Here is a 23435-nt window from a genome sequence, read left to right as displayed (position 1 = left end):
ATTACCATATTTTCGGGTAATGAGCTGGCAACCGTTCTGATTGCCGTGGTCTGCATCGCTTTGCTTATTTGGGTAACTCTTACTGATGCAAAAATAATGCTTCTATATCAAAATGATGTCAGTAAAAAGTTCAAGCGAATTTTCTACCAACATCATTTAATGATTGAGGTTACATCAATGTTCCTGTCTGCCATAGAAATAAGTTGCCGTAGCACCCCCGTCCACGAGGAAATCAGCCCCGGTGATGAACGCACCTTTTTCGCTCATCAACAGTTCGGCGACATTCGCCACTTCATCGGCTGTACCGGGACGCCCTGCCGGGCATCGGGCGAACATGTCCTTGTAGAAATCGCCCCGCGGTCCGTTGAACTCATCAAGGGCAAGCGGCGTGACGATAATGCCGGGCGAAATGGAGTTGATGCGTGCGCCTCGCTTGCCCCACTTGACGGCTTCCGCCATGACGCGCTTCACGTTGCAACGCTTGGCAAGCTGGTAGGCATGAAGCGTGTTGCGGATGTTCTGCGTTTGCAGCACGTCGAGGCCGAGCAGTTCTTCGGTCGGCGTGCAGGCAAGCTGGCGGTCAATGTCCTCTCCAAGAGCAGACAAACGGTGTCCTGACTGGCTGGAAACAGTCACGCCTGCACCACCGGGTTTGATGACCTTGCCCGCTTCCTCCAGCAGTACCGCCGTGCCGTATAAGTCCACATTCAGAATTGTTTCAACGGATGCTTGCGATGGGGAAACGCCTGCGGCATTGACCAGATATTTTATATCCCCATACATCTTTGCTTTTTCTATCAGTGCAAGGATGGAGGAGCGTGAAGCCAAATCCATTTCTGTGGCTACGGTATCGAAGCCCGCCTTGTTCATTGTGTCGGCTACCTGTGCGGCATTCTCCACGTGCTTGTCGCCGATGATTATCTTCATGCCGTATCCCATGCGCCGGGCTATTGCCATGCCTATCTGTCCGGCTCCGGTAAGTATCATTACATCCATAATGCGCTTAGTATTTAAGTTTGCCTAACCAGTTATTCACACTTTCCTTTGCCTGAGCCTGTGCGTTCTGTGCCGTAGCACCCCGTACCGCCAAGCCTTTCAACACGGTTGCTCCCTTGCAGGCGGCTTTCAGTTTGTTTTCCGTACCGGACAGTCCGCTGCCCTCATGGGTACAGAACGGGATGACAGTCTTTCCCTGCCAACTGTGCTTCTCAATAAACGTGTACACAGGCATCGGCATGTCGCCCCACCAGTTGGGATAACCGATGAAGATGATGTCGTAATCCTCTACCTTTATATCCCCTTTGATGGCCGGACGCGCCTTGACATTCAATTCCTGTTTGGCTACTTCCGTACATTCCGTATAATCATCGGGATAAGGTGTTACAGGCTCGATGTGGAAAAGGTCACCATCCGTTTCGGCGGCTATCATTTCAGCAATGATGTGGGTGTTGCCTTTCTCAATGTGTCCTACGGCATAATTCTCGCCTGCCCGTGAAAAGAATGCCACGAGTATCTTCTTTTCTTTCATGTTCTGTTCCTTTCTTTGATTGGTTTGTGCGCATGATGTGATTGGCAGTAGACCAACCAACAAGATGGCTATGAATGAATAAATATGTTTCATTGCTTCTAAGAGTTATTTCATTGTCTTCATGTCTATCACATAGCGGAATTTCACTTTCCCGTCCAGCACATTTTGGTAAGCCTTGTCTATTTCAGCACCACCAGCCTTGATAATCTCGACTTCCGGATAGATATTGTTGGCCACGGAATAATCCAGCATTTCCTGTGTTTCCTTGATGCCGCCTATTTGCGACCCGAATACCTTGCGCCTTGCTCCGGGCATGACCAGTTCGGCTACTGAAAGCGTGGGCATATTACGGAATGCCGGAAGTCCGACAATACCCAGTTGCCCGTCCAGCTTCAGCATTTTCAGATACATGACCGGTTCGTATTTGGCAGGGATGGTGGAAAGAATGAAGTCGAAAGTCTTGTCAAGTCCTTTCATGTCTTCGGGATTGTTCACATTGACATACCGCACAGCTCCCATGCGAAGTGCGTCTTCCCGTTTTTCCTCCGTAATGTCGAACATCGTAACTTCCGCTCCGAGTGATACGGCATATTGCACGCCCATGTGTCCCAAGCCGCCGAAACCTGCAACGCCCACCTTGTCGCCTTTCTTAACTCCGGCCTGCATGATAGGGGAATAGGATGTGATGCCTGCACAAAGCAAAGGAGCGACTTTCGTAATGTCAGCATTGTCGGGTACTTTTATGGCAAAATCCTCTGCCACGACATAGGTGTTGGAGTAGCCTCCTTGTGTATGTTCATTGTCGTTATAGCGGTCAATGCCATGATAGGTCATTATCGCCCCTTCTTCACAATACTGCTCCAAATCCTGTTCGCAGGCATCGCAGTGGCGGCATGAACCTATCATGCACCCGATACCTGCATAATCTCCCACCTTGAAACGTGTGACATCCTTCCCGACAGCCACCACCCGTCCGGCAATCTCATGTCCGGGAACCATCGGATATTCCTCTGCTCCCCAGTCGGCGAATACGTGGTGCAGGTCACTGTGGCAGATACCCGCATACAGGATTTCAATCTGTATGTCATGGTCACCTACGGCATGGCGGGTAAACTCGTAAGGCTTGAAATGCCCTTTCTCCTCATAGACGGCAAAGCCCTTGGCCGGGATGCGTCCGTCATTGTTTTGTGCAAATGCAGTCATGGCTGTAAAAATCAATGTTGCTGCTAAAATCAAACTCTTTTTCATTATCATATTGTTAATTGGTTGAATCATTATTACTGTTCAGGGATTATCTCGTTCAGGCAGGCTATCGCATTGAGTGTTCTCGGATAGCCAATATAGGGCAAAAGCTGGGTGACAACATCCAACAATTTCTGTTTGTCGTTTCCCATATTTATATTCGCCCGGATATGTCCTTTCACCTGCGATTCACAGCCGCCAAGCGATACGAGCATGGAGAACGTGAGCAACTCGCGCATCTGTTTGTCCAGTCCTGTACGTGTCTGATAGTCGCCGAAGCAGTTGGCTGAAAGATAACGCTGGATGTGCATTTGGTTTCCCGGTGTGTTTTTATACATATTGTCTATCATTTCCACACCTACCATTTCTTTTTGTACAGCAAGCCCTTTCTCGAAACGGTCTTCCGGCGAAGTCGTGGATTGCGAAGGCAGAGGCAGTTTGACTCCATTTTCTGTCAGGAAGTCGTTTGCCGCCCCGATAAAATCTATCACTTTGGCAATACCGACATATGGAACAGAGTGATAAAGGACTTCTTTGATTTCCACAGGTGTCACTCCGTTGGCAAGTCCCGCACGCAGCATCATGCGGTATTCGGCTACGGCGTGCTGGGCGATGGTAGAAGCCATCGTAACCATGATGCGTGTCTTCGTGTCTAAATTGCCGTGGTTCAGAATTTCATCAAAGGCGAAGTTATCGAATACTTCTATTAACTCCGGGTCGGTCTGTTTGACCGTCGATACATAGCCGGGAAACCATGCTTCGTGGTTCTTGACAGCTTCCGCACTTAAATGCGGAATTGAATTAACTACTTCCATTTCTTTTGTTTCTTGAGCTTTTATACCAATTATACCAGTTAAAACTGTTATAGTTATGATGATTATAGTTTTCATTTGTCTATTGCAATGTACGTTTGAAGAACTCGGCCAGCTTCTTTACAGCCGGATTGACCGCTCCCGGCTTGTCGTAAAGGTCGATGTGTGAGTAGCCCGGTACGGTGAACACTTCCTTGTCCTTTCCGGGAAGTGCGTTGTAGAAGCGTTCGGTCTGCCATTCGGAATCGGCTTTCTCACCGACCACGAGCAGGACGGGTTGGGTCAACAGGTAGATGTTCTCGATAGCGGAGAATGCCATTTTGGTGGCTTGGCTGCGCCGCAGGTAGAAGTTGTCGGCACGCGGATGCCATGCACGGGTTGTGCGATAGTATTCATATCCCTCGCGAAAGGATGGTGCGGTGCTTTCATCAGGTTCAGGACACATATAGACTTTCATCAGTTCCGCACCACGGGCTTCACGGGTACGTTGCTGCGAAACATCCTCCAGCAGCGCGATTTGTTCTTCCACACTTCGTCCTCTCAACCAGCTCTCCCGGTTGGCAGCCCCAATGTCTGCCGCACTGACTCCTGCCACGGCACGGATGCGCCGTTCGGTGGGAGCCGTTGCTATGACATATCCGCCTCCGGCACAAAGACCGAGCGCACCGATGCGATATTCATCCACAAAAGGAAGCGTGACCAGATAGTCCACGGCATAGCGGATATCTTCCACCCGTTCATACGGAGCTTCCGACCAATGGGGCGTACCACCGCTCTCTCCGGCGTAGGCTGCATCGAAGGCGAGGGTGACAAAACCGCTCTCCGCCAAGCGGTAGGCATACAGCCCTGCTGACTGTTCTTTGACGCTTCCGGCAGGATGGATACTGAGGACAGCAGGATATTTTTGTGTCTTGTCTAACCCTTTCGGCAAAAACAGGTTGCCCACTAATACAATGTTATTACTCCGCAGGAATGAAACCTTGCGGACAATCACGCCGCTTGTCGTATCGACAGGTGTTACCACGTAGCTTTCAGTCTGCGGAACGCCGGGCAATCCATCGTTCTGTTGCGCCTTTGCACCCGATATGACAAACAACAAGGCTATTGCATATAAGATTTTCTTTTTCATCTTTTGATATGTTATTATTAAAACCATCTTATCTCTTACAGTCTTTTTATGACTTTTGCCGGATTGCCCCCGACAATGGTATTCGGCTCCACATCCTTAGTGACGACTGCACCACCAGCCACTACAGCGTTTTTGCCGATGGTCACCCCCGGCAGAATAAGGGAACGCCCGCCTATCCATGCGCCTTTCTTTATAGTAATGGGCTTGTGAAGCACCCATTCGCGTTTGGTGAAATCATGGTTAGTGGTCACCAACATCACATTCGGGCCTATCTGCACATTGTCCTCGATGATAATACCTCCGCAGGACATCATGCTGCAATTATAGTTGATGAAGACATTCTCGCCGATTTCCAACCCGCTTGCCATGTCTATATGGAACGGCTGTACGATGTTGGATGACTTGGGTAAGGCAATACCGAGCTTTTCCACTATCACATCATGTAACTCAGCGAACGAGTTGGGGACGCAGTTGATTTCCTCACACTTTTTCCATGTTTCGGCAATGACCGCTGCAGCGGTTGCATAATCGGGGTCTGCCATGCTGACCGGCTCACCGTTACGCATCATTTTGATTATATCTTTCTTTGTTTCGTTCATATGGTGATATTCTTGTTTGGGGTAATAATGGCAGGCATTAAGCCAATGGCGGCACGGACGAATAAACGAAATGCTGTTCGCGTTCTGCAATCCACCAGCGTCCTTCCATTTTCTCATACTTGTCATAATAGCGCACGGCGTGCAATGTCAGTTTGTCTTTGCCCTCTTCTTCTGTCACAAGCGTGGCGATGGCGTAACAGATGCCGGTTGCATGTGTATCATCTATGAAATCCACCACCTGCTGCCCGTTCTGGTGGAACGATGCCTTTGCCGCCCCAAAAGCCTTGTATTGCGCAATCATGTCTTCCACATTGTTGATGTCCATGCCCAGTGCTTCGCCGAAATAGACTTTCAGCTTTACATCCGGGCGGAAGATTTCACGATAGTAATCCTGATTGTTCTTGTCCGATTCGGTTGCATAGCGGTCTACTAAATCCTTCAACGCCATGCGGTCTTCCATTTCTTGTTTCATGTCTCGTATCACTTATTCGTTGATTTCGGTTGCAAAGTTAAATTGCTTGCAGTTATCAGATGTGATACAAAACACGGACACGCTTCACATATCCACGGATTTTTATCTATGTTACAATCAGCTTATTAGACGATATGATACAAAACACGGATATGCTTCACGAAAACACAGATTTTATCCGTTCCTGTAAGAGAAAGCCGATAATGTTCCTTACCTTTGTGACAACAATCAAAAGGACAATATGGAAAAAACATTATTGAATATAGAAACGGTTACGGAATATGACGACATGCTCGGTGTAGAAACCCTGCATCCACAGGTCAGCGTGATAGACCTTTCGAAAGCCAGACCCATGCGCCACATGCGGCACACGTTCAGCTTTTATGTGGTATTCCTGAAAGACGAGAAGAACTGCGAACTGATTTATGGCCGCCAGCGGTACGATTATCAGAAAGGCTCGGTGGTCTGTCTGGCTCCGGGTCAGGTCGTCGGTATTGAGGACACAGGCGAGGAGTTCCAACCACAGGGCTATGCACTATGCTTCCACCCCGACCTTATCCGTGGCACAAATCTTGGACGCAACATCAAGGAATATACGTTCTTCTCTTACGAAGTGAATGAGGCACTGCACTTGTCAGAGCGTGAACGCCATACTTTCATAGACTGTCTGATGAAGATACAGGAGGAATTACAGCACTCCATCGACCGCATGAGCAAGCGGTTAATTGCCAACAATATTGAGTTGCTGCTCAATTATTGCCTGCGCTTCTATGAACGCCAGTTTATCACAAGGCAGGATGCCAACCGCGATATCCTGACCCGCTTCGAGGCATTGCTTGACAACTATTTCACAGGTGATAATGCCATGCAGAAAGGGTTGCCCACTGTGAAGTATTGTGCCGGAGAACTGTGCCTTTCGTCCAACTACTTCGGTGACTTGATTAAGAAAGAGACCGGAAAGACTGCTTTGGAATATATTCAGCAAAAGATTATCGGCATTGCAAAAGAACAACTGCTTATTCCTGCCAACACGGTCAGTCAAGTGGCCTATAATCTTGGATTTCAATATCCACAGCATTTTACAAGGGTATTCAAGAAAGCGACTGGTATGACACCTAACGAGTACAGAGGGAAAATTGAGGCATGAGCTTATTTTGAATTGGCGGAAGGATTACAAGCGGTTTTGGTCTGCCCAAAACACAAACTTGCTATCCTCCCGTTGGCATTGTTTATAATCCCATGCCCTTGCCTTTCCTGAGCGGCTCAACCGTCCTTTTAACGGATGAAAACAGCCTGCCAAACTGCTCTTTGAACCATTCGCCAATCAGTTGCCCGTTGATGGAAAGTGCAAGTTTAGACTTGTCTTTCGGGTCTTTCACCACTTGGAAACCAGCCCTTTCGGTCGTGAACTTCCGATTGTGTTCCTCCGAATAGAGTTCGCCTTCGTAGAACAGCGGCTTGCCGCTGATGAGCGTGGCGGTCTGCCGTTCGTTGAAGCCGACTTTAAGGCAGAACTTCTCCATGTACACCAATTCTTGGAACAGCGGAAACCACTTTTGGGCTTTTTGGATAATGGATTTCAGGAATGACACTTCCTTTTGGTGTTCCGCTTCCTTGTCCGACAATTCCCTGCGGTGCTTGGCTTGCAGTTCCATAAGCTGGCGGTGGTGTTCCTCCTGTTGCCGTTGCATTTGCTGTTGCAACAGTTCGATGTTTTCGTCACGGGCGGCAACCTCGCCTTGCAGGGTGCGGTTGTCGGCTTCCAGTTCTTTCAGCTTTCCGCTGCCCAAAAATGAAAATGATAAGCACTAAAACAGAAGTTGTATTGTCTGCAATTCGGGATTGTAACAACATATAGTAGGAGATACCTGTACTAATAAATCCTCCGGTAATGCTTTGTATGAGAGATTTATGGTGTAAGATAGTTCCTGATACATATCGTTTAGCTGATTTAGCTTGAATAAATAATAAGAGGGTACATGCCTTAATATAACATTGGGGCGGTCCTCTTTTGTCTTTTTAGAAAGTTAGGAATCCGTTTCCATTAGTCTGCATTTTATGTTCTCGATATGGAAACCGTACGTTCTTGATATGGAAACCGTACGTTCTCGATATGAAAACCGTACGGTTTTCATATGGAAACCATAAATGTCAGATAATTAAAATAGGTTTTATTCGCTTCTTGTTTGCAAATAGGAGACATCTATATTACAGTATTGACAATTCTGTTTCTTGCCGGGTAGTTCTCTAATTTTCTGAAGAAAAGTTTGCTCGTTCCGCAAAAAGTCACGTCCTTTGTATATCCTAATTACATTTTAATTTAAAAGACATTTAAATTTCAATTATAGAGATGGCAGATAATTATATCGAAAAGCAATTTGAGTCTTATCAGGCACGGAAAGCCGCGTGGGAAAAAGAAAACAAATATAAACGGAAAAAGCCTGCGGCGCGTACAGAGCCGGTTAATCATCCTTGTGAACGGCTTTTCCATAATCATAGCAAGAAAGTCGTGGCGATACACGACCTTTCCGGTGTAGGACGGGTTTCGCTTATGGCAGTGATACCTATTCTGTCGTCTATGGGGGTGCAGGTATGCCCGCTTCCTACGGCTATTCTTTCCAATCATACTCAATATCCTATTTATTCTTTTCTTGACCTGACCGAGGAAATGAAGCGGATTATTGGAAAATGGGAACAACTTGACATTCATTTTGATGCATTCTATTCCGGATATTTAGGTTCTCCGCAACAAGCGCAAATCGTAGAAGATTTTATTCAGAAATTTCGCCGTCCTTCCGATTTAGTCGTGGTCGATCCTGTAATGGGAGATAACGGCAGCTTGTATAAAGGCATATCCGAAGATATGGTGACTGAAATGAAGAAATTGATTTGTCTGGCTGATATCATTACTCCGAATATGACTGAATTGTTCCGTCTGCTTGATTTGCCGTTTCAAGAGAATATAAGCGATACGGAACTGAAAGCGGCACTCAAGGCTTTGTCTGACAAGGGCCCGAGCATTGTCATTGTGACCAGCGTTCCCGTTAAGGATGATCCGCATTCTACATCGGTTTATGCTTATAACCGCTTCGGGGGGCGTTACTGGAAAGTGACATGCCCTTATTTGCCTGCCCATTATCCGGGTACGGGAGATACGTTTACCAGTGTGATAACCGGTTCGTTGATGCAAGGGGACAGCTTGCCTATTGCGCTGGATCGCGCTACACAGTTTATTTTGCAAGGGATACGTGCTACATTCGGTTATGAATACAATAATCTGGAAGGTATTATGTTGGAAAAAGTGCTTCATAATCTTGATATGCCCATCCAAGTAAGCAGTTATGAATTGCTTGAATAATAAGAGCCTGTTTAAATTTTCCAATAAAGTAATATTTTATCAGGTTCCTTTGCGTTTGTTTCCGGTCTGTTTCCCCGATTTTATTCGTCAGATAGCCCGCTATCTTCCTCATAAAATCAGGAAAACATCCTCGAAAACAATTCGCAAATTAACCTGAGCAAAATTTAAACAGGCTCTAAATGTTTGAAAATATGTTGTGAAACACATGAATTTATGCACAGAGTTCGATTCTTATTCGTAATATTGCAGTCGAATTAGTGTAGATAGTACACTAATATAAAGACCAGGGGTTTTAGGTGTCTGAGTGACCTTTGAGATCTAATTGAAAACATAATATAAAAACGATGTAACTATGAATTGGAATTCAAATGAATTTGTGTGGCTCGACTGGGCAGTTCTTTCCGTTGGAGTCATTCTGATTGCGTGGGCGGTATATCGCGCCATTCAAAAAGACAAAAAGCTTCAGCAAGGAGCCAACAGTGAAGATTACCTTTTTGGTAAAGGAGAACCCTGGTATGTTATTGGTGCAGCTATTTTTGCTGCAAATATTGGTTCAGAACACCTTGTAGGACTTGCCGGTACAGGTGCAAAAGACGGTGTCGGCATGGGACACTGGGAAATGCAAGGGTGGATGATTTTGATTCTCGGATGGTTGTTCGTCCCATTTTACCAGTTGTTGAACAACAAATTGGGGAAAATCATAACGATGCCTGACTTCCTTAAATTCCGTTATACTCAGCGGACGGGTTCATGGCTTTCTATAATCACGCTGATTGCTTATATATTGACTAAAGTTTCGGTAACGGCATTTACCGGCGGTATTTTCTTTGAATATTTGCTTGGCTTGCCGTTCTGGTATGGAGCTATCGGATTAATTGCCATTACAGCGGTGTTTACTGTCTTTGGCGGTATGAAAGGGGTAATGACCTTGTCTGCAATCCAGACTCCGATTCTGATTGTCGGCTCTTTCCTCGTGTTGTTCCTCGGATTGAGTATGTTGGGAGATGGAAGCATAATGGAAGGTTGGACACAAATGATGGCAGTATGTAATGCTGCGCATGATGGTTTCGGGACGACACACATGTTCCATACCGACCCTGCCGACCCGATGTATCCGAAGTTCCCGGGATATGTGGTCTTCTTAGGCGCCTCTATTATCGGTTTTTGGTATTGGTGTACGGACCAGCATATTGTACAGCGTGTTCTGGGGCAGACAAAGGGGGAAGATAATGCGGCTGTTATGAGACGTGCCCGTCGGGGTACCATTGCTGCCGGCTATTTTAAATTGTTGCCGATATTCATGTTCTTGATTCCGGGGATGGTCGCATACGCACTTTCGCTGAAGGCGGGCAGTGGCATTGTGATGGATATTACCAATACTCACGACACAGACGGCGCGTTTGCCATGATGGTGAAGAATATTTTGCCGACAGGTGTAAAAGGCATTGTGACGATTGGTTTTGTTTGTGCGCTGGTTGCATCTTTGGCTGCATTTTTTAATAGTTGCGCTACGTTGTTTACAGAAGACTTTTATAAACCCATGAAGAAGGGGATGAGCGAAAGCCATTATGTATTCGTTGGGCGTCTTGCCACGGTGGTTGTCGTTATTTTAGGTTTGGCGTGGATGCCGATTATGATGAATATGGGTAACCTGTATTCTTATTTGCAAGACATTCAGTCTTTGATTGCTCCGGCGATGGTGGCTGTGTTTGCCCTCGGTATTTTCTCAAAAAGAATTACTCCTAAAGCCGGTGAGTGGGGACTTATCGGTGGTTTCTTAATCGGTATGCTTCGTTTGCTTACGAATGTTATAACCGAATCTGGTACGAAAGCAATGGACGGAGCGTTTTGGGAATATACTTCCTGGTTCTGGCAGACCAATTGGCTTATTTTCGAAGTCTGGCTGCTTGTATTCATTATTGTCATGATGGTTATCGTTTCTTGTTTTACTCCTGCTCCAACCAAAGAACAAGTAGAAGCTATCACATTTACAAGTGATTACAAGAAGGCTATTAAAGAAAGCTGGAATAAGTGGGATGTGATTGCAACATTGGGCGTTATCGCATGTTGTGCTGCGTTCTATTGGTATTTCTGGTAATTTTTTCAGGTAGAGGCGCGGCTCCCGCGTCTCTATTGTCAAATCAAATCATATAAAAATAAACAATCATGAAAAGCATTCGGATGTCTATTTGGGGCATGGCGGCATGGGCTGTATTAGCCGGTTGTGCTACACAAGAGAAGGAACCTGTTCTGACCCTTTCGGGGTTGAATCCTGCAAATTTTGAAACTACGGTTGACGGGACCAAGCAGACAAAGTTGTACACGTTGAAGAACCATAAGGGTATGGAAGTTTGCATTACAAACTTTGGCGGACGCATCGTGTCACTGATGGTACCTGACAAAAACGGTACAATGACTGATGTGGTATTGGGTTTTGATAGTGTCGCTGACTATCAGAATATCCCGAGCGATTTCGGCGCTTCAATCGGGCGGTATGCCAACCGTATCAATCAGGGAAAGATGAAAATAGAAGGTACATCGTATCAGTTGCCTGTAAACAATTTCGGACATTGTTTGCATGGTGGCCCTACAGGCTGGCAATATCAGGTATATGAAGCCAATCAAACGAACGACAGTACGTTGGTGCTGACTATGAATTCGGCTGACGGTGACAATAACTTCCCTGGCAATGTAACGGCTCATGTGACCTATTCGTTGACTGCAAATAATGCCATTGACATCAAATATGATGCTACAACCGACAAGACAACGGTCATAAATATGACCAACCATTCTTATTTCAACTTGAATGGCGATCCGTCAAAACCCGGAACAGACCAGATATTATATGTTGCCGCCGATAGCATAACACCGGTAGACAGCACCTATATGACAAATGGAAAGATGATGGCTGTAAAGGGCACTCCATTCGATTTTAATACACCTAAACCGATTGCTCCGTCTGTAACTGAATTTGATAACGAACAGGTAAAGTTCGGAAACGGTTTTGACCATAACTGGGTATTGAAAACGAAAGGTGACATTAGCCAAATAGCAGCGAAGCTGGTTAGCCCGACTTCAGGAATTACCTTGACCGTTTATACGAACGAGCCCGGAATTCAAGTGTATACCGGAAATTTTCTTGACGGTACGGTGAAGGGTAAGAAAGGCATTGCTTATCCGCAACGTGCATCGGTATGTTTGGAAACACAACATTATCCGGACAGCCCCAATAATCCGCAATGGCCTTCGGTTATATTGAAACCGGGAGAAACTTATCAGAGTCATTGCATTTTCCAGTTTGGTGTAGAAAACAAATAACGTAAAGATATATGGCTTCATATTATAGTAATAATCCTAAATTCTATGTAGGCATAGATTGCATCATTTTCGGCTTCGAAAAAGGCAGGTTAAGTCTGTTGTTGCTTCAACGGAATTTTGAGCCTGCAAAAGGACAATGGTCACTGATGGGTGGGTTTGTCCAAGAAAACGAAAGTGCCGATGATGCCGCCAAGCGTGTCTTGTATGAATTGACAGGGCTAAAAGACGTGTATATGGAGCATATTGGCGCTTATGGGGAGATACACAGAGATCCGGGAGAACGGGTTATTTCGTTGGCTTATTATGCGCTAATCAATATCAATGAATATGACCGTGAATTGGTACAGCAGCATAATGCACATTGGATCGATGTCGAAGAGTTGCCCAATCTGATTTTTGACCATAATGAAATGGTGGAAAAGGCGAGAACGATTATGAAAGAAAAAGCGTCTTCTGCTCCAATTGGTTTCAATTTGCTTCCTGAGTTGTTTACATTGACCCAGTTGCAAAGTTTGTATGAAGCCATTTATGGAGAATCGATGGATAAGCGTAATTTCAGGAAACGCATTGCGGATATGGGCTTTATTGAAAAAACGGATAAAATAGATAAAACGGGGTCTAAAAGAGGTGCTTCATTGTATAAGTTCAATGATAAAGCTTACCGGAAAGCTCCCAAATTCAAATTATAAGATTATGTTGGAAGATTTAAAAGAAAAAGTGTTCCGTGCCAATCTTGATTTAGTGAAACACGGACTGGTTATTTTCACATGGGGAAATGTTTCTGCCATTGACCGTGAAAAGGGACTGGTAGTTATCAAACCCAGCGGAGTGTCATACGATGAAATGAAAGCATCGGATATGGTGGTGGTAGACTTGGACGGAAATGTGGTTGAAGGCGATTTGCGCCCGTCGAGTGATACGCCCACTCATTTGATCCTTTACAAGGCTTTTAAGGAAATAGGAGGCGTGGTGCATACCCATTCTACATACGCTACAGCGTGGGCACAAGCCGGATGTGACATACCGAATATAGGAACGACACACGCGGATTATTTCCACGAAGCGATTCCTTGTACGGCTGATATGACCGAAGAAGAAGTAAAAGGCGAATACGAATTGGAAACCGGCAATGTGATTGTAAAACGTTTCGAAGGGATGAATCCTGTTCATACGCCGGGTGTGCTGGTAAAAAACCACGGTCCGTTTTCGTGGGGAAAAGATGCGCATGATGCCGTTCATAATGCGGTAGTTATGGAGCAAGTCGCTAAAATGGCAAGCATTGCCTATGCTGTTAATCCGCATCTGACTATGAACCCGTTGCTGGTAGAGAAACATTTTAGCCGCAAGCATGGACCGAATGCTTATTATGGACAGAAGAAGTAATTAGGAATTAAAGACAACAAACCATTTTAAAAATAAACAATCATGAACACATTTGATCAATTTGAAGTATGGTTCGTAACAGGAGCACAGCTTCTGTACGGAGGCGATGCAGTCATCGCAGTAGATGCACATAGCAATGAAATGGTAGCCGGACTGAACAATAGCGGGAAGTTGCCGGTGAAAGTAGTATATAAAGGAACGGCAAACTCTTCAAAAGAAGTAGAAGCCGTAATGAAGGCAGCTAATAACGATGATAAGTGTATCGGTGTTATTACGTGGATGCATACATTCTCGCCTGCAAAGATGTGGATTCATGGCCTGCAGCAACTGAAGAAGCCTTTGCTTCACTTGCATACTCAATACAATAAGGAAATACCTTGGGATACCATGGACATGGACTTCATGAACCTGAACCAGTCGGCACATGGTGACCGTGAATTCGGACACATCTGCACCCGTATGCGTATCCGCCGTAAAGTGGTAGTAGGGTATTGGCAAGACGAAGAAACTCAGCGTAAGATTGCAGTCTGGATGCGTGTATGTGCAGCTTGGGCAGACGCTCAGGATATGCTGATTATCCGTTTCGGAGACCAGATGAATAATGTGGCTGTAACTGACGGTGACAAAGTAGAAGCCGAAGTTCGTATGGGGTATCATGTAGATTATTGCCCGGCAAGCGAATTGATGGAATATCATAGCCAAGTAAAAGATGCAGATGTAGATGCTCTGGTTCAAACATATTTCCAGGAATACGACCATGATGCTGAATTAGAAGATAAGTCTACCGAAGCGTATCAGAAAGTATGGAATTCGGCGAAAGCAGAATTGGCATTGCGTGCGATTTTGAAAGCAAAAGGAGCGAAAGGTTTCACTACCAACTTTGATGATTTGGGTCAGACAGACGGAAGCCATTTCGACCAAATTCCGGGGCTTGCTTCTCAACGCTTGATGGCAGAAGGTTATGGATTCGGTGCGGAAGGCGACTGGAAATCAGCTGCCCTTTACCGTATGGTATGGGTGATGAACCAAGGTTTGCCTAACGGCTGCTCGTTCCTGGAAGACTATACCTTGAACTTCGACGGCGAAAACAGCGCTATCCTGCAGGCTCACATGTTGGAAGTATGTCCGTTGATTGCCGCTAAGAAACCTCGTCTGGAAGTTCACTTCTTGGGTATCGGCATACGTAAGAGCCAGACAGCCCGTTTGGTATTTACCAGCAAGACCGGTGCAGGTTGCACGGCTACAGTTGTAGATTTAGGAAACCGATTCCGCTTGATTGTAAACGATGTAGAGTGTATCGAACCGAAACCATTGCCTAAGTTGCCGGTAGCTTCTGCGTTGTGGATTCCGCAACCCAACTTCGAAGTAGGTGCCGGTGCATGGATTCTGGCAGGTGGTACACACCATTCTTGCTTCTCATACGACCTGACCGCAGAATATTGGGAAGATTATGCAGAAATTGCAGGAATCGAAATGGTACATATCAACAAAGATACCACCATCAGCGACTTCAAGAAAGAGCTTCGCATGAATGAAGTTTACTATATGCTGAACAAGGCACTTTGCTGATTGTAAAAGGGAATACAGAGACACGGAGACACTGAGATCTTAAATGATGTTTATCCTCTGTGCCTTTGTGTCTCTGTGTTTATTTCTAACTTTTTTAATTCTTATATCATGGATACAAACACAAAATCGATTATCGAATCGGGTAAAGCTATTTTGGGAATTGAATTTGGGTCAACTCGTATTAAGGCGGTGTTGATTGACCCGGAAAACAAACCGATTGCTCAGGGAAGCCATGTTTGGGAAAACCAACTGATTGACGGCCTTTGGACGTATAGCATTGATGCTATTTGGAGCGGTTTGCAAGATTGCTATGCCGACCTTTGCGCCGATGTAAAGAAGCAATATGATACGGAAATACAGTCGTTGGCAGCTATTGGCATCAGTGCCATGATGCATGGTTATATGGCATTTAATGACAAGGAAGAAATTCTTGTTCCTTTCCGCACATGGCGTAATACCAATACAGGAATAGCTGCTGCAGCTTTGTCGGAGGCTTTTGTTTACAATATTCCGCTCCGCTGGAGCATCTCTCATTTATATCAAGCTATTTTGAATGGTGAACCGCATGTAAAGGATATCGACTATTTAACTACCTTGGCAGGGTATGTTCATTGGCAATTGACCGGTCAGAAGGTATTGGGCATTGGCGACGCGTCGGGTATGCTTCCTATTGATCCGGAGACTAAGAATTATTCGGCGGAAATGGTTGAGAAATTTGACAAGATGATTGCCCCGAAAGGATTTTCTTGGAAGTTGACCGATATTCTGCCTAAAGTGCTCTTGGCTGGCAAGAATGCAGGATTCCTTACCCCCGAAGGGGCTAAGAAACTGGACGTGTCGGGTCGTCTGAAAGCCGGAATACCGCTTTGCCCGCCTGAAGGGGATGCTGGTACGGGTATGGTAGCGACGAACGCTGTAAAGCAACGCACCGGAAATGTGTCGGCAGGAACATCATCGTTCTCAATGATTGTTTTGGAAAAAGAATTGTCAAGACCGTACGAAGTAATTGATATGGTGACCACACCTGATGGAAGCTTGGTGGCAATGGTACATTGCAATAACTGCACTTCTGACCTCAATGCATGGGTGAACCTCTTTAAGGAATATCAGGAATTGTTAGGCGTACCCGTAGATATGAATGAAGTTTTTGGGAAGTTGTATAATCATGCCCTTGAAGGTGATCCGGATTGCGGTGGATTGATTTCATATAACTACATTTCAGGTGAGCCCGTCACCAAACTTGCTGAAGGAAGGCCTTTGGTGGTACGTTCTGCCAATGATAAGTTCAACCTCGCCAATTTTATGCGTGCCCATCTTTATGCATCGGTTGCTGTTTTGAAAATCGGCAATGATATTCTTTTTAATGAAGAAAAGATTAAGGTGGACCGCATTACGGGACATGGCGGATTATTCAAGACCAAAGGGGTAGGGCAACGTGTGCTTGCCGCAGCTCTTAATTCTCCGATATCAGTGATGGAAACCGCAGGTGAAGGAGGTGCTTGGGGCATAGCTTTATTGGGGGCTTATCTGGTGAATAATACGAAGGAACAATCGCTCGCAGATTTTCTGGAAGAACAGGTGTTTGCCGGAAATACGGGTGTGGAAATTCAGCCTGATAGAGAAGATGTGGCAGGATTTAATGCATACATTGAACGTTATAAGGCTGGTTTGTTAATTGAAGAAGCTGCTGTAAAATGTAAAATCAGCGAATCATAAATGTAAGGAAATAAAACGGTGCTTATGAAAAATAGATTTTTTATTGCAGGCTTGATGCTGAGTGCTAATTTAACTCTTTTTGCTCAGCAGCAGGCCGTTGTAACAATCCATACAGATCAGGCGGAACAGATTATCCCGAAGGAAATTTATGGGCAGTTTGCCGAACATTTGGGAACATGTATCTATGGCGGTTTGTGGGTAGGCGAGGATTCTTCTATTCCTAACACAAACGGATACCGCAATGACGTGCTCGAAGCCTTGAAGAAACTGAAAGTGCCTGTATTGCGTTGGCCGGGCGGATGTTTTGCCGATGAATACCATTGGATGGACGGAATCGGTCCTAAGGAAAACCGTCCGAAAATGGTGAATAACAACTGGGGAGGCACGGTAGAAGATAATAGTTTCGGTACACACGAGTTTTTGAATCTTTGCGAAATGCTGGGATGCGAACCGTACATCAGTGGCAATGTCGGTAGTGGGAGTGTGGAAGAAATGGCAAAATGGGTGGAATACATGACTTCCGAGCAAGGAAGCCCGATGGCAAAATTACGGAAGGAAAACGGAAGGGAAAAGCCTTGGAAAGTCAAATATTTTGGCGTAGGAAATGAAAGTTGGGGATGTGGCGGAAGCATGCTCCCGGAATACTATTCAGACTTATACCGCCGTTATTCTACTTACTGCCGTAATTATAACGGCAATGTCTTGTTTAAGATAGCCAGCGGTGCCAGTGATTACGATTATAACTGGACAGAAGTGCTGATGAAGAATATCGGGCATCGGATGGACGGTATTTCGTTGCATTATTATACAGTGCTTGGCTGGAGCGGAAGCAAAGGCTCGGCTACAAAGTTTACGGAAGATGATTATTATTGGACAATGGGTAAGTGCCGTGAAATAGAAGATGTGATGAAACGTCATATCGCTATTATGGACAAATACGACCCGAAGAAACAAATCGCATTAATGGTAGACGAATGGGGTACTTGGTGGGACGAAGAGCCCGGAACGGTTCCCGGACATCTGTATCAGCAAAATACCATGCGCGATGCGTTTGTCGCTTCTTTGACATTGGATATATTCCATAAATATACCGACCGGGTAAAGATGACCAATATCGCTCAGATAGCCAATGTCCTTCAGTCGATGATTCTGACCAAAGACGACAAGATGGTTCTGACTCCGACTTATCATGTCTTTGAAATGTATAATGTACATCAGGACGCTACATTCTTGCCTGCCGATTTGCAATGTACCTATAAAAACGTACGCGACAAACGGAATATTCCTCTGATCAGCAGCACTGCATCGCGCGATAAGGAAGGACGTATTCATGTATCTATCTCGAATGTCAGCCTGGATGAAGCTGCAGAAGTGACCGTAAATTTGGAGGGAGTTAATGGGAAACAAGTTTCCGGACGTATTCTGACTGCTGACAAGATTGACGATTACAATACGTTTGATAATCCGGACAAGGTTGCTCCCCAACCGTTTAAAGACGTGAAAATAGAAAAGGGCAGTCTGTTGGTAAAAATGCCTGCCAAATCAATTGTAGTACTTGAAATAAACTGATAGAAATATGAATAAACTAACTGTATTAAGTCTGGCTTTGGCAACTTGTTGCTATTCAGGGCTATCGGCGCAAGAGACCAATCACTTTGTCGTAAAAGCGAATAAATTGGGGGCAGAGATACAGCCTACGATGTATGGGCACTTCTTTGAGGATATTAATTATGGAGCCGACGGAGGGTTGTATGCCGAATTGGTTAAGAACCGTTCGTTTGAGTTCCCCAATCGTTTGCAAGGATGGAAAACATTCGGAAAGGTTTCTGTACAGGAAGACGGACCGTTTGATAAAAATCCGCATTACGTGCGTTTGTCATCGCCCGGACATGCGCATAAGCGCACCGGCTTAGAGAATGAAGGCTTTTTCGGAATAGGTTTGAAAGCCAATGAAAAATACCGTTTCAGTGTTTGGGCTAAAGGAAATGCGCAGAAGATATTGGTTGAATTGATTGACCCTTATTCGATGGGGGAAACGCAAGTGTTGGCTTCGGGTAAAATTGAAATCAATTCGAGCGAATGGAAGAAATATGAATTGGTGCTTACATCTCCGGTGACTTTGGAAGAAGGTCATTTGCGTATATTCCTGGCATCGGAAGGGAACGTAGATTTGGAGCATGTTTCTCTTTTCCCGGTTGATACATGGAAAGGCCGTGAAAATGGCTTGCGTAAGGATTTGGTACAGGCATTGGCAGATACCAAACCGGGTGTATTCCGTTTCCCGGGCGGGTGTATTGTAGAAGGAACAGAAATCGAAGACCGTTACCAATGGAAAAACTCGGTCGGCCCGGTTGAAAACCGTCCCTTGAACTCAAACCGCTGGGAATATACGTTCCAACATCGTTATTATCCTGATTATCATCAGACCTACGGCATGGGTTTCTACGAACTGTTCTTGCTTTCGGAAGATATGGGCGCAGAACCGCTTCCGATTGTCAATGTGGGTTTGGCTTGCCAGTATCAGAACAATGACCCCAAAGCGCATGTTCCGGTAGACCAATTGGACAGTTATATCCAAGATGCGCTCGACCTTATCGAGTTCGCCAATGGGGATGAATCGACCCAATGGGGAAAGTTGCGTGCGGAGATGGGACATCCGGCACCGTTTAATCTGAAATTCATAGGCGTAGGCAATGAGCAATGGGGACCTGAATATCCTGAGCGTTTGAAATATTTTGTAGACGCTATCCGTAAGGCATATCCGGATATGAAGATTATCGGTTCGTCTGGCCCTAACTCGGAAGGTAAAGATTTTGATTATCTGTGGCCTGAAATGAAAAAGTTGAAAGTGGATTTGGTAGACGAGCATTTCTATCGTCCGGAAGACTGGTTCTTGAAATCGGGTAACCGTTATGATAATTATGACCGTAAAGGACCGAAAGTATTTGCAGGTGAATATGCATGTCACGGTAAAGGGAAAAAATGGAACCATTTCCATGCATCCTTGCTTGAAGCTGCCTTCCTGACCGGAGTAGAGCGGAATGCGGATGTGGTGTACATGGCTACATACGCTCCCTTGCTGGCTCATGTAAAGGGTTGGCAATGGCGTCCGGACTTGATTTGGTTTGATAATTTGCGTAGCGTACGTTCATGCAGCTGGCATGTCCAGAATTTGTATGGGCACAATAAAGGAACGCAGGTAGTGCCTTTGCTGATGGACGGAAAAGTTGTAAGCGGGCAAGCGGATCAGAATGGCTTGTTTGCCAGCGCGGTATGGGATGAACCGACAAAGACTTATATTGTCAAAGTGGTGAATGTGTCGGATAAAGCACAGCCGGTCAGCATTGAGTTTGATGGATTGAAGAAAAAGAAACTGGCAGGACAAGCCACTTGCATTACGCTTCATTCGGATGACCCTGACGCAGAGAATACGTTGGATAATCCGGACATGATTGTTCCTCAGGAAAGCCAAGTAGCGGTAGATGGAGAAACAATGCAGACAGAAGTCGGTGCACAGACTTTTGCCGTTTATCGGATTGCCGTGCAATAAATGAATGGGATTAACGAGACAGGCTTCGCTTGCCGGTGAAGCCTGTCTTGTTGGCTTACGCATACGTTCTCGTTGCCTGATGAGAACGTATGCGTTTTTATTTAGAAGCTGTTTTGAATTTCTCCAAAAAGTTTTTCTTGGCTTGATGTATCCGTTTTCGTGTGTGCTTTGGGCGATTTTTTTGTCCTTTTCGCTCCTGTTCTTCGTAAGCATTCTAAGAAATACACATTGCATGCCCTATAGTTTGATTGTAATTTTGCCCCACATAACAATCAAACCGAATAGCAATGAACAGAACTGGATTTGAAGAATTAGAAATGCAGGTGCAACAAAGCGGCCTGTCATTGAAGTCGTACCTACGACAGATAGGAGTGAGTTATTCCACCTATCACTATTGGCAAAAGAAATACTCTGCCGAGAAAGACAGTATCAAACAAGAGCTGGCTCCGATCAATATCAAACGGCCAACAGCAGAATTGTCCTTGGATGAACAGGCTCCTTACGGCGTGTCCTTGTTGTTTCCCAACGGGCTCCGTGCCCACTTTGGAAGCGGCTCAGAGAAGCTGTTGATGGAAGTGTTGAACCAAAGTCTGCAGGAGGGCCATGTTTAACTTGAACGACACGATGCGCTACTTCCTGTGTCCCGGCAGGACGGACATGCGCAAGGGCATCAGTTCGCTGTGCGGGGTGGTGCATGAAAAGATGAAAAGTGAGGTGAAGAACGGCGATGTCTTCATCTTCATCGGCTCCAACCGCAGGCTTATGAAGCTGCTTCATGCGGAAGACGGCGGCATGGTGATGTACGTCAAACGGCTGGAGGCCGGACGCTTCAAACTGCCGGAATACGACCCGGAATCAGACAGTTATCCCATGGAATGGCGTGACCTGGTAATGATGGTCGAGGGCATTCAGGAAAGCCCGGGGCAGAGGCTCCGGCGGCTCAGGGCAGAGCGTAAGGAGTACCATGTATGACATGTCTTTTATTGAAAAAAGTGCTGGTATTATTGTATAATCCATTAATAATTAGTATCTTTACATCAGTAAAAAAGAGACAGGCAATGGATGAAAAAGCTATATTACTCAAGACGATAGAAGGGCTGAATGCCTCTATTGCTTCATTGTCTGCCACTAATAAAAAACAGGCTGAGCAGAATGAAAAACTGCAGGCGCGCATCAAGGAGCTGACGGCTCAGGTCGCATGGCTGAACCGTCAGCTCTTTGGGCGTAAATCGGAGAAGCTTCGCGCATATGACCCTAATATCCCCGATCTTTTTGCAGACGAGTTTGCCGGACTCCAACATCAGGCGGAAGAAAAGCGCGACGAAGCCGTTGGGAAGATTGAAAAGGAATCGGCGGAAGTACGGAAGCAGAATCGTCAGAACCGAAAAATGATAGAGGACTTACCCGTACTGGAGACCGAGACAATAGAACCGACAGGTGTTGACCTGTCTTTATACCGTAGAATAGGCGAAGAGATAACAAAAGTCGTCAAACACAAGCCGGGCATGCTTTACGTCAAGGAAATCATCCGTCCCAAATATGCACTCAAGGACAGCACCATGCTTCCTCCGGCTGGACAGAAAGGAGTGGAGATTGCCCCCATGCCGCTGATGCCTGTTGACAAGTGCATCGCTGATACCAGCCTGCTTGCCGAGATACTGCTTCAGAAGTATGAATACCACGTCCCGTTCTACCGTCAGATACGGCAATACAGGCATCTCGGGCTGAAAGGCCTTACGGAAAGCACGCTGGACGGATGGTTCAAGAAGACGGTAGAACTGCTGAAGCCCCTGTATGAGTCGCTTAAGAAAGAGGTCTTCTCTTGCGACTATGTGCAGGCGGACGAGACCACCATCCCGGTCATCAACAGAGGAAAGCACAAGGCGGAAAAGGAATACCTCTGGATGGTCAGGTCTGTCATGGAAAAACTGGTCATCTTCCATTATGACATGGGATCCCGGGCCGGATCAGTCATCGAATCACTGGCAAGCCAATACCGCTTCAAAGGATACCTTCAATGCGACGGTTTTGCAGGCTATGAGACAGCCTTCAAGACCAACCCCGACGTGCGGCTGGTCAATTGCATGGCGCATATCCGCCGTGATTTTGAGCATGCCTTGGGTGAAAACAAAAAGGAAGCCGAATATGGGCTGGCCCAGATACAGTACATGTACAGGATTGAGCACTGCTGCGATAAGGCGGGCTTGTCGTTCGACGGACGCAAAGCGAAACGCCGGGAACTGACACGCCCAATCATGGAGGCCATGAAGACGTGGATGGAAACGGAAGGCATCAAATACAGTCCCCAATCGCTAATCGGCAAAGCTGTCTCGTATGCCTATACCCGATGGGACAACATGATGAGATGCCTGGAGGACGGACGCCTGCTTTTGGACAACAACCTGGCGGAAAATGCCATCCGGCCAATTGCTTTGGGGCGCAAGAACTATCTCTTCTGCGGTAATCACGAGGCTGCCGTTAACATGTCTGTAATCTGTTCCCTGCTGGCCACCTGCAAGGCACACGATGTGAACCCAAGGGATTACCTGAAGGATATCATTGCCCAAATGCCGTATCATAAGAAGTCCGCTGATGAGGAACTGCTTAACCTTCTTCCGCACAAATGGAAACTGCAACATCCGGAGAGCCTGTTGACCAAACAAACTGTAGAATCCGCCAACTAACCACAACGTCAACATACAGGTTCAACAAAACTATAGCGACTGTCACTATGAATCCAATAGTAACAGTCGCTA

The 23435-nt window shown here is 45.9% G+C and carries 20 protein-coding genes and 1 pseudogene; 13 read left to right on the top strand and 8 right to left on the bottom strand.

From position 1 onward, the window contains the following. Positions 1–174: 174 nt before the first annotated feature. From BACSA_RS03705 to BACSA_RS03675, 7 genes and pseudogenes are all read right to left on the bottom strand, one after another. Positions 175–996, bottom strand: a complete 822-nt coding sequence (locus tag BACSA_RS03705) for an SDR family oxidoreductase (RefSeq protein WP_013616780.1) — start codon at positions 994–996, stop codon at positions 175–177. A gap of 7 nt (positions 997–1003) precedes the next feature. Continuing rightward, positions 1004–1528: a flavodoxin gene (locus tag BACSA_RS03700; protein WP_245546573.1), complete on the bottom strand. Its 525-nt coding sequence runs from the start codon at positions 1526–1528 to the stop codon at positions 1004–1006. A 105-nt stretch (positions 1529–1633) separates the two neighbouring features. Then, positions 1634–2776 carry an NAD(P)-dependent alcohol dehydrogenase gene (locus tag BACSA_RS03695; RefSeq protein ID WP_013616778.1) on the bottom strand — a complete coding sequence of 381 codons (1143 nt, stop codon included), beginning with the start codon at positions 2774–2776 and terminating at the stop codon, positions 1634–1636. Positions 2777–2805: 29 nt separating this feature from the next. Beyond that, positions 2806–3501 (bottom strand): annotated as a pseudogene (locus BACSA_RS03690) (carboxymuconolactone decarboxylase family protein); the annotation flags it as partial. Between the two features lie 163 nt (positions 3502–3664). Further along, positions 3665–4711: an alpha/beta hydrolase gene (locus tag BACSA_RS03685; protein WP_013616776.1), complete on the bottom strand. Its 1047-nt coding sequence runs from the start codon at positions 4709–4711 to the stop codon at positions 3665–3667. Between the two features lie 35 nt (positions 4712–4746). Next, complete coding sequence (locus BACSA_RS03680; RefSeq protein ID WP_013616775.1) at positions 4747–5310, bottom strand: DapH/DapD/GlmU-related protein; 564 nt, start codon at positions 5308–5310, stop codon at positions 4747–4749. Between the two features lie 37 nt (positions 5311–5347). Further along, positions 5348–5782 carry a nuclear transport factor 2 family protein gene (locus tag BACSA_RS03675; RefSeq protein ID WP_013616774.1) on the bottom strand — a complete coding sequence of 145 codons (435 nt, stop codon included), beginning with the start codon at positions 5780–5782 and terminating at the stop codon, positions 5348–5350. A 241-nt stretch (positions 5783–6023) separates the two neighbouring features. Here BACSA_RS03675 and BACSA_RS03670 point away from each other — a divergent pair, with 241 nt between their 5' ends. After that, positions 6024–6929 (top strand): helix-turn-helix domain-containing protein, encoded by a 906-nt coding sequence (locus BACSA_RS03670; protein ID WP_013616773.1) that lies wholly within the window; start codon positions 6024–6026, stop codon positions 6927–6929. Between the two features lie 82 nt (positions 6930–7011). On the opposite strand, the gene BACSA_RS03665 is transcribed toward BACSA_RS03670, so the two are convergent. Continuing rightward, positions 7012–7572 (bottom strand): hypothetical protein, encoded by a 561-nt coding sequence (locus tag BACSA_RS03665; RefSeq protein WP_013616772.1) that lies wholly within the window; start codon positions 7570–7572, stop codon positions 7012–7014. Between the two features lie 560 nt (positions 7573–8132). Between BACSA_RS03665 and BACSA_RS03660 the strand changes: the two genes are divergently transcribed. From BACSA_RS03660 to tnpC, 12 genes are all read left to right on the top strand, one after another. Beyond that, positions 8133–9140, top strand: a complete 1008-nt coding sequence (locus BACSA_RS03660; protein WP_013616770.1) for a pyridoxamine kinase — start codon at positions 8133–8135, stop codon at positions 9138–9140. Between the two features lie 352 nt (positions 9141–9492). Then, positions 9493–11238 (top strand): sodium:solute symporter, encoded by a 1746-nt coding sequence (locus tag BACSA_RS03655; protein WP_013616768.1) that lies wholly within the window; start codon positions 9493–9495, stop codon positions 11236–11238. A 98-nt stretch (positions 11239–11336) separates the two neighbouring features. Beyond that, positions 11337–12461 carry an aldose epimerase family protein gene (locus BACSA_RS03650; RefSeq protein WP_394358878.1) on the top strand — a complete coding sequence of 375 codons (1125 nt, stop codon included), beginning with the start codon at positions 11337–11339 and terminating at the stop codon, positions 12459–12461. A gap of 11 nt (positions 12462–12472) precedes the next feature. Next, the gene (locus BACSA_RS03645) at positions 12473–13150 is read left to right on the top strand and encodes an NUDIX hydrolase (RefSeq protein ID WP_013616766.1); all 678 of its coding nucleotides are present in this window, start codon (positions 12473–12475) and stop codon (positions 13148–13150) included. 4 nt (positions 13151–13154) lie between these two features. Beyond that, positions 13155–13844 carry an L-ribulose-5-phosphate 4-epimerase gene (locus tag BACSA_RS03640; protein ID WP_013616765.1) on the top strand — a complete coding sequence of 230 codons (690 nt, stop codon included), beginning with the start codon at positions 13155–13157 and terminating at the stop codon, positions 13842–13844. Between the two features lie 42 nt (positions 13845–13886). Continuing rightward, on the top strand, positions 13887–15413 hold the full coding sequence (araA, locus tag BACSA_RS03635) for an L-arabinose isomerase (RefSeq protein ID WP_013616764.1): 1527 nt from the start codon (positions 13887–13889) through the stop codon (positions 15411–15413). A gap of 108 nt (positions 15414–15521) precedes the next feature. After that, positions 15522–17129, top strand: a complete 1608-nt coding sequence (locus BACSA_RS03630; RefSeq protein ID WP_013616763.1) for a xylulokinase — start codon at positions 15522–15524, stop codon at positions 17127–17129. 24 nt (positions 17130–17153) lie between these two features. Next, complete coding sequence (locus tag BACSA_RS03625) at positions 17154–18698, top strand: alpha-N-arabinofuranosidase (RefSeq protein ID WP_013616762.1); 1545 nt, start codon at positions 17154–17156, stop codon at positions 18696–18698. Between the two features lie 7 nt (positions 18699–18705). Continuing rightward, a complete protein-coding gene (locus tag BACSA_RS03620; protein WP_013616761.1) occupies positions 18706–20679 on the top strand; it encodes an alpha-L-arabinofuranosidase C-terminal domain-containing protein in 1974 nt (657 codons plus the stop codon). Positions 20680–20966: 287 nt separating this feature from the next. Continuing rightward, positions 20967–21290: an IS66 family insertion sequence element accessory protein TnpA gene (tnpA, locus tag BACSA_RS03615; RefSeq protein WP_013616134.1), complete on the top strand. Its 324-nt coding sequence runs from the start codon at positions 20967–20969 to the stop codon at positions 21288–21290. Next, positions 21283–21651, top strand: a complete 369-nt coding sequence (gene tnpB / locus BACSA_RS03610; RefSeq protein ID WP_013616133.1) for an IS66 family insertion sequence element accessory protein TnpB — start codon at positions 21283–21285, stop codon at positions 21649–21651. The genes tnpA and tnpB overlap by 8 nt, the downstream gene beginning before the upstream one ends. Before the next feature lie 86 nt (positions 21652–21737). Beyond that, positions 21738–23363: an IS66 family transposase gene (tnpC, locus tag BACSA_RS03605; protein ID WP_013616132.1), complete on the top strand. Its 1626-nt coding sequence runs from the start codon at positions 21738–21740 to the stop codon at positions 23361–23363. The last annotated feature ends 72 nt before the right edge of the window (positions 23364–23435 follow it).

This window comes from Phocaeicola salanitronis DSM 18170 (genome assembly GCF_000190575.1).
GTDB lineage: Bacteria > Bacteroidota > Bacteroidia > Bacteroidales > Bacteroidaceae > Phocaeicola > Phocaeicola salanitronis.
This window is presented reverse-complemented; position numbering and strand designations above follow the sequence as displayed.

What these genes read in the sequence shown, in the direction of transcription:
- BACSA_RS03705 (WP_013616780.1), bottom strand. Translation starts at nt 996, where the DNA reads ATGGATGTAATGATACTTACCGGAGCCGGACAGATAGGCATGGCAATA.
- BACSA_RS03700 (WP_245546573.1), bottom strand. Translation starts at nt 1,528, where the DNA reads ATGAAAGAAAAGAAGATACTCGTGGCATTCTTTTCACGGGCAGGCGAG.
- BACSA_RS03695 (WP_013616778.1), bottom strand. Translation starts at nt 2,776, where the DNA reads ATGAAAAAGAGTTTGATTTTAGCAGCAACATTGATTTTTACAGCCATG.
- BACSA_RS03685 (WP_013616776.1), bottom strand. Translation starts at nt 4,711, where the DNA reads ATGAAAAAGAAAATCTTATATGCAATAGCCTTGTTGTTTGTCATATCG.
- BACSA_RS03680 (WP_013616775.1), bottom strand. Translation starts at nt 5,310, where the DNA reads ATGAACGAAACAAAGAAAGATATAATCAAAATGATGCGTAACGGTGAG.
- BACSA_RS03675 (WP_013616774.1), bottom strand. Translation starts at nt 5,782, where the DNA reads ATGAAACAAGAAATGGAAGACCGCATGGCGTTGAAGGATTTAGTAGAC.
- BACSA_RS03670 (WP_013616773.1), top strand. Translation starts at nt 6,024, where the DNA reads ATGGAAAAAACATTATTGAATATAGAAACGGTTACGGAATATGACGAC.
- BACSA_RS03660 (WP_013616770.1), top strand. Translation starts at nt 8,133, where the DNA reads ATGGCAGATAATTATATCGAAAAGCAATTTGAGTCTTATCAGGCACGG.
- BACSA_RS03655 (WP_013616768.1), top strand. Translation starts at nt 9,493, where the DNA reads ATGAATTGGAATTCAAATGAATTTGTGTGGCTCGACTGGGCAGTTCTT.
- BACSA_RS03650 (WP_394358878.1), top strand. Translation starts at nt 11,337, where the DNA reads ATGGCGGCATGGGCTGTATTAGCCGGTTGTGCTACACAAGAGAAGGAA.
- BACSA_RS03645 (WP_013616766.1), top strand. Translation starts at nt 12,473, where the DNA reads ATGGCTTCATATTATAGTAATAATCCTAAATTCTATGTAGGCATAGAT.
- BACSA_RS03640 (WP_013616765.1), top strand. Translation starts at nt 13,155, where the DNA reads ATGTTGGAAGATTTAAAAGAAAAAGTGTTCCGTGCCAATCTTGATTTA.
- araA (WP_013616764.1), top strand. Translation starts at nt 13,887, where the DNA reads ATGAACACATTTGATCAATTTGAAGTATGGTTCGTAACAGGAGCACAG.
- BACSA_RS03630 (WP_013616763.1), top strand. Translation starts at nt 15,522, where the DNA reads ATGGATACAAACACAAAATCGATTATCGAATCGGGTAAAGCTATTTTG.
- BACSA_RS03625 (WP_013616762.1), top strand. Translation starts at nt 17,154, where the DNA reads ATGAAAAATAGATTTTTTATTGCAGGCTTGATGCTGAGTGCTAATTTA.
- BACSA_RS03620 (WP_013616761.1), top strand. Translation starts at nt 18,706, where the DNA reads ATGAATAAACTAACTGTATTAAGTCTGGCTTTGGCAACTTGTTGCTAT.
- tnpA (WP_013616134.1), top strand. Translation starts at nt 20,967, where the DNA reads ATGAACAGAACTGGATTTGAAGAATTAGAAATGCAGGTGCAACAAAGC.
- tnpB (WP_013616133.1), top strand. Translation starts at nt 21,283, where the DNA reads ATGTTTAACTTGAACGACACGATGCGCTACTTCCTGTGTCCCGGCAGG.
- tnpC (WP_013616132.1), top strand. Translation starts at nt 21,738, where the DNA reads ATGGATGAAAAAGCTATATTACTCAAGACGATAGAAGGGCTGAATGCC.